This is a genomic window from Synechococcus sp. H60.1, from assembly GCF_047462335.1.
Taxonomy (GTDB): Bacteria; Cyanobacteriota; Cyanobacteriia; order Thermostichales; family Thermostichaceae; genus Thermostichus.
In genome coordinates this window covers 1-5,664 of record NZ_JANSJA010000216.1, presented here as the reverse complement: position 1 = coordinate 5,664, position 5,664 = coordinate 1, and the positions used below count along the sequence as shown (strand labels likewise).

The 5,664-nt window shown below is 58.4% G+C and carries 4 protein-coding genes; 1 reads left to right on the top strand and 3 read right to left on the bottom strand.

The annotated features are described in order from the left end of the window. Window positions 1-25: 25 nt before the first annotated feature. The 3 genes from NW852_RS10855 to NW852_RS10845 all read right to left on the bottom strand — a co-directional run bounded on the left by NW852_RS10855 (window position 26) and on the right by NW852_RS10845 (window position 3,042). Entirely contained in the window at window positions 26-1,081 is a 1,056-nt protein-coding gene (locus NW852_RS10855) for a permease (protein ID WP_414366614.1), read from the bottom strand. An 80-nt stretch (window positions 1,082-1,161) separates the two neighbouring features. Then, the gene (locus tag NW852_RS10850) at window positions 1,162-2,298 is read right to left on the bottom strand and encodes a citrate synthase (RefSeq protein WP_414366615.1); all 1,137 of its coding nucleotides are present in this window, start codon (window positions 2,296-2,298) and stop codon (window positions 1,162-1,164) included. Between the two features lie 201 nt (window positions 2,299-2,499). Beyond that, entirely contained in the window at window positions 2,500-3,042 is a 543-nt protein-coding gene (locus tag NW852_RS10845; protein WP_414366617.1) for an NYN domain-containing protein, read from the bottom strand. A gap of 312 nt (window positions 3,043-3,354) precedes the next feature. On the opposite strand from NW852_RS10845, the gene NW852_RS10840 reads away from it, so the two are divergent. Next, the gene (locus tag NW852_RS10840; protein ID WP_414366619.1) at window positions 3,355-5,268 is read left to right on the top strand and encodes an ABC1 kinase family protein; all 1,914 of its coding nucleotides are present in this window, start codon (window positions 3,355-3,357) and stop codon (window positions 5,266-5,268) included. The last annotated feature ends 396 nt before the right edge of the window (window positions 5,269-5,664 follow it).

Here is a 5,664-nt window from a genome sequence, read left to right as displayed (position 1 = left end):
TTGAGCAAATGCAGGAGCAGGCGAGTTAACTGGCGCAGTAATTGATGGCCAAAGCCCCTACTAAAGTGAACTGAAAAGTCAGGAGCACCAAGTAGAAAATGGCGCGGGGCCTGAACAAAGTCAGCATCAAGCCAATAGCCTTCAAGTCCACCATCGGCCCAAACACCATAAAGGCCAACAGGGATCCCGGCGTGAAGGTGGCGGCAAAGGAGAGGGCAAAAAAGGCATCCACCGTCGAGCAGATAGAAATGATCCCGGCCAGGGCCATCATGATCAGGATCGAGACCAGTTCATCTTGGCCATAATTTAGAACAAACGAACGCGGGATCACCGTCTGCACAAAGGCCGCTATTGCCGAGCCCAGGATGAGCACGGATCCCAGCTCGCGAATCTCTCTAGCCCAGGTTTGCAGCAGCAACAATCCCTTTTGCCGCCAAGAGAGAGCAGGGGCAGCGGCCAGCGCTGCCCGATACACCTCTTCGGCAGTCTGCAGAGTGGCCAGGGATCCGCCAGCAGCCCCTTGAGCATGGCCCTGGGATCCAATCCAAAAGGTGCCCCCCTGCAACAACGGCGAGCAGGAGGTGCTTTTCAGAGCTGCCTCTTGGCAGGGGTTGCGCTGCAGCTCTCGCCAGACCGCCGGTTGCAACAAAGGCTCCAGATCTTTTTGCACGCTGAAGAGCAAGCCGATGGCCACCGCAATGCCAAAAGAAAAAAGAACCCGGTAGACCACCAGCTCCGGCATGCTGCGAAAGGCAATCCACGTGGAGAAGATCACGACCGGGTTAAACACCGGCGCTGCCAACAAAAAAGCCACCGCCACATAGGGTGGGATCCCTTTGATCACCAGTTGCCGGGCCACGGGCAGATTGCCGCATTCGCACACCGGAAAAAAGAACCCCAGGGCGCCACCGGCTACCGCGCTGCCGATTTTGCCTTTGGGTAGGAAACGAGCCAACTGGGATCCCTCTACGAACACGGCCATCAGCCCGGAGAGAAACACCCCCAAGAGCAAAAACGGCATGGCCTGCACCACAATGCTCAAGAAGAGGGTGAACCCGTCTCGCCAAAGGGGAGAATCCAAAGGGCTCAACGCACCACCTCACCCACGCATTTGGGCTCTATTGAGTTTGGATCCCGGCCCAGTGCTCTGTCAAACCGCTCTCAACCCCGCTCCTCGATGGGGATGTAGCGTTGCTGGCGTTCACCTGTGTACACCTGGGTGGGTCGGAAGAGCCGATTATCCGACAACTGCTCCCGCCAATGGGCCAGCCAACCCGCCACCCGGGCAATGGCAAATACCGGCGTAAACAAATCTTCCGGGATCCCTAGCTTGGCGTAGACCAACCCCGAGTAGAAGTCCACGTTGGGGTAAATTCCTTTGGGCCCCAGCAGCTCCGCACACACCCGCTCCACTTCCAGGGCGATGTCGTAGTACTTGTCGTGGCCGTAGCGCTCGAACAGCTCCTCGGCCAGCCGCTGCAGAATGGTGGCGCGCGGATCCTTCACCTTGTAAACGCGATGGCCCATGCCCATGATGCGCTCTTTTTTGGCCAGCTTCTCTTCGATAAACGAGCGCACATTTTCCACCGAGCCGATTTGCCGCAACAGCCTCATCACCTGTTGGTTGGCTCCCCCATGCAACAGCCCCGAAAGGGTGCCCACCGCCGTGGCCAGGCTGCTGTAGGGGCTGGCCAGGGTAGAGGCGCTTACCAGCAGGGCAAAGGTAGAGGCGTTGACCGTGTGTTCGGCGTGCAAGATCAGACAGGTATCGAAGATGCGGGCCAGCCAGGGATCCGGCTTCTTGCCGGAGAGCATGTAGAGAAAATTGGCGGCATGATCCAGGCTGTCGTCGGGGGGGATGGGATCGTTACCCTGGCGCATCTGGTGAAACATGGCCACCATGGTCGGCAGCTTGGCGAGCAGACGGGTAACCGTGCCAAACACATAGTCGGGATCCGCCTCCCGCACTGGATAGAACATCCCCAAGCCTGCCACGCAGGTTTGCAGGGCATCCATCGGGTGGCCCGACTCAGGAAACGACTTGATCATGTCGCGGATGCGGTATTTGACCCGCCGATGGCTGCGGACGGCCTGATCAAAGTTGTCCAGCTCGGATTGCGTCGGCAGCTTGCCGAAGATCAGCAGATAGGCCGTCTCCAAAAAGGTGCTGTGGGCCGTCAGTTCCTCAATGGGGATGCCCCGATACTCCAGGATCCCTGCCTGGCCATCGACAAAACTAATGTTAGAACGCGTGGCCGGAACGCCTTCTAGCCCAGGCTTGTATTCGCCATCTGCCATAGTCGGGTTCCTAGAATGAGCTCCCAAAGGAGAGAACAGGGCTTCACTACATTCGCTACATTAAAGCAGATCTGGATCTCTGAAGCCAAATCCCGCTTTTGCCTACCCTGAGAAGGGCTTTGGCGACCTAGGCAACCCATATCAACCAGTGTGGGAGAGACCCTGCTCCGGTATCAGGTTTGCCTCAGAGCACCTCGCCAGTTAATGTATGGGATCCCGACCGGAGAGTCGCCAGCGGTTTAGGCGAGAGAGGGTCTCTGCGTCCAAGTAGGAATCAATACCCCGCCTGCTCGGTAGGCGCTTGGGCTTGATGCACCGGATCTGCTCTTGGGCCTCCTGCACTTCCGCCCACAGTTGTTCTGCCGAGATCCATTCTGCGTTGTAGCCGCCGATCACCCACTGCTGGACACGATCTGAGGTGGCTACCCGTACCCGATAGGTATCTGCTTGCAACTGAGCGCAGAGCCGCTCGATGCAAGCGTCGGCAGTTTCCCCATAAGCGGTATAGAGAATCTCGATGCCGGAGGGAGAGCGCTCCTGTCGGGCGGGAGTGAACTGGGTATAGGCGTCGTACACCACAGTTGCCCGGTAGCCGCGGAAAGCCACGTAGCTGGCCAAAGACTCCACCAGGCGCAGACGCGCCAAGTCCATCAGGGAGCAACGTGCCAACTTCTTTAGGTTGGGCCAAGCTCCGATAATGTTGTAGCCATCAACCCATAAAACGGTGGGGAAGGAAGCTTGCATGCATAGTGGCAGATCCCTTGCCTAGGATCACACCAATTGGTATCGGTTTGCAGCCGTATCTTAATCCCTATCAAAGAGCGCCGTAAAGCCCCTCTTGAGGCTGTCCCGCTCACAGTCTTGGGCTTGCAAGTCCTCACGGAAAGCAACCGTAAGGGATCCGCCTCAGACACAAAGCTTTCGTCTATGAGGCTTCCCTCGAGCGGTTGGGTGTTACTTTTCGCCTGAGTTCGGCCGCAGGTTTGGCGAGAAGACCATTTTCACCGCACCCGAGCCAGCAAGTTAAGATGTGTTACGAGATCCGTTGGGGCTTCTATGGGCGCAACACCGTCAACACCAGCAGTAACCAAACCCGTGGCAACACAGCATCGCCTGAGTTCGGCAGCGGCGGGGCCTGAGGCTGTTTTCCCTCCGTCGCAGCCAGCCCTGCGTTACAACCCGGAGCAAGTGGCTGAGCAATACCGGGGACGCTGGGATCTGGTGCTGGGGCGTCTATTCCAGTTGATCACCCCCTTTTTGGGCCTGTTGGCCTGGGTGTTTTGGGATCGCTGGCGAGGGGTGGAGCTGAAAAATCGGCCTAAGCACGCGGCACGGCTGCGGGAGATCCTCACGCAATTGGGGCCGACAGCTATCAAAATCGGCCAGGCCCTCTCCACCCGTCCCGATCTGGTCTCGCCTCTTTTTTTGGAAGAACTGGCCAAGCTTCAGGATGAGCTGCCCCCCTTCGACAATGCCACCGCCTTTGCCCTCATTGAGTCGCAAATTGGCCAACCGGTAGAGCAGATCTTTCGCGAGATTGGCCCGGAGCCGGTTGCCGCTGCCAGCCTGGGGCAGGTTTACCAGGCCTATCTGCACACAGGGGAGAAAGTCGCCGTCAAGGTGCAGCGGCCCGATTTGATCGGGCGCATTTCCCTGGACATGTACATCATCCGCAGTCTGGCCGCCTGGGCCAAGCGCACCTTCCGCCGCATCCGCAGCGACTTGGTGGGCATTGTGGATGAGTTCGCTGGGCGGCTTTACGAGGAGATGGACTACACCCAAGAGGGCCGCAATGCCGAGCGCTTCCTGGAGCTGTACCGCCACCCCTCCATCTACGCCCCGAAAATCTATTGGCAGTACACCCGCACCAAGGTGCTGACGATGGAGTGGATTGACGGCATCAAGCTAACCCAGCTTGACAAGATCACTGCGGCAGGTTTGGACGGGCGGCACCTGATCGAGATTGGGGTTAACTGCTCCCTTAAGCAGCTTTTGGAGCATGGCTTTTTCCACGCCGACCCCCATCCGGGCAACCTCTTGGCCATGTACGACGGGCGGCTGGCCTACATCGACTTTGGGATGATGAGCACCATCCAGCCCCACCAGCGCTACGGCCTGATCAAGGCCATCGTCCACTTGGTGAACCGGGATTTTGTTGCCTTGGCACAGGACTACGTGGATCTGGAGTTCCTGGATCCCAATACCGATCTCACCCCCATCATCCCTGCTTTGGAAGCTGTCTTTGCCGAGGCCCTGGGCAGCTCCGTGGCCGAGCTGAATTTTAAAAGCATCACGGATAGGCTCTCGGGAGTGATGTACGATTTTCCCTTCCGTGTGCCCGCCTACTACGCCCTGATCATCCGCTCTTTGCTCACTCTGGAGGGGATCGCCATTGGTTTGGATCCCAATTTCAAGGTGTTGAGCGTAGCCTATCCCTATGTGGCCCAGCGCCTGCTCACCGACCCGGCCCCAGAGCTGCGCACCTCGCTGCGGGAGCTGCTGTTTAACCAAGGGCAATTTCGCTGGAACCGCCTGGAGAACCTGCTGCGCAACGCCGCCAACAGCGAAGACTTCGACCTGCAGGGATCCCTGGAAAAGGCCATCGATTTTATCTTTTCCGAACGGGGGGCCTTCTTGCGGGAGCGGCTGGTGGATGTGCTTTTCTCCAGCTCGGGGAACGGAACCGCAGACGGCCTGGCTCATTTGCAACGCCTGTGGGAAATCCTCAGCAGCAACCCCGCCTTTCAGCCACTACAGCTTTTGCCCATTGTTGCCAAGATAGCTACCAAGCCGGAGGCCCAGCAACTGGGCCGGCAATTGGCCTCCCGCTGGTTGCAACGCTCGGCAGCTCGGCTTATCCGCGACCTATTGTTGTCGGAGGATGAGAAAAAGCCCGGCTCACCCGCTGCCCTGAACGGGCACAACGGGAGCCCTAAGCTGATGACAGCTTCAAAACCCGCTGCCGCCTGACCTTCCCCTTGCGCTGAACAGACCAAAACTTTCTGCTCCACAGGGCAACAAGACCAGCCTCCGGGCAAAAGCCTTGGGTTTCCTCGTGAGTGTCGGCTACTAAGAAGAGCAAGCCGGGAAAATCCCAGCAGCATCCTTTGGTGAGAGAAGCAGGCAGAAGGAACTTCCCCGGCTGAACCCAATTGTGCAGTCTCTTCAGCTAGAAACCGCAGGAGGCCCGCGCTCTGGCGTAGCCAGTCGTGGAGCGGGACGGAGTCCTTGTGTCGGGAGGAATGCGAGAAGCCGGACAACAATAAAAAGATAGGGGCATACCCCAAGTCCTGACTATCTCCTGCAAGCTCAAGGTGTCTGCGTCGCAAGCCGCCAAGCTGGAGGCGACACTTGATGCTTTTGCGC

Coding starts and splice junctions, on each gene's coding strand:
- NW852_RS10850 (WP_414366615.1), bottom strand. CDS start 2,298: ATGGCAGATGGCGAATACAAGCCTGGGCTAGAAGGCGTTCCGGCCACG.
- NW852_RS10845 (WP_414366617.1), bottom strand. CDS start 3,042: ATGCAAGCTTCCTTCCCCACCGTTTTATGGGTTGATGGCTACAACATT.
- NW852_RS10840 (WP_414366619.1), top strand. CDS start 3,355: ATGGGCGCAACACCGTCAACACCAGCAGTAACCAAACCCGTGGCAACA.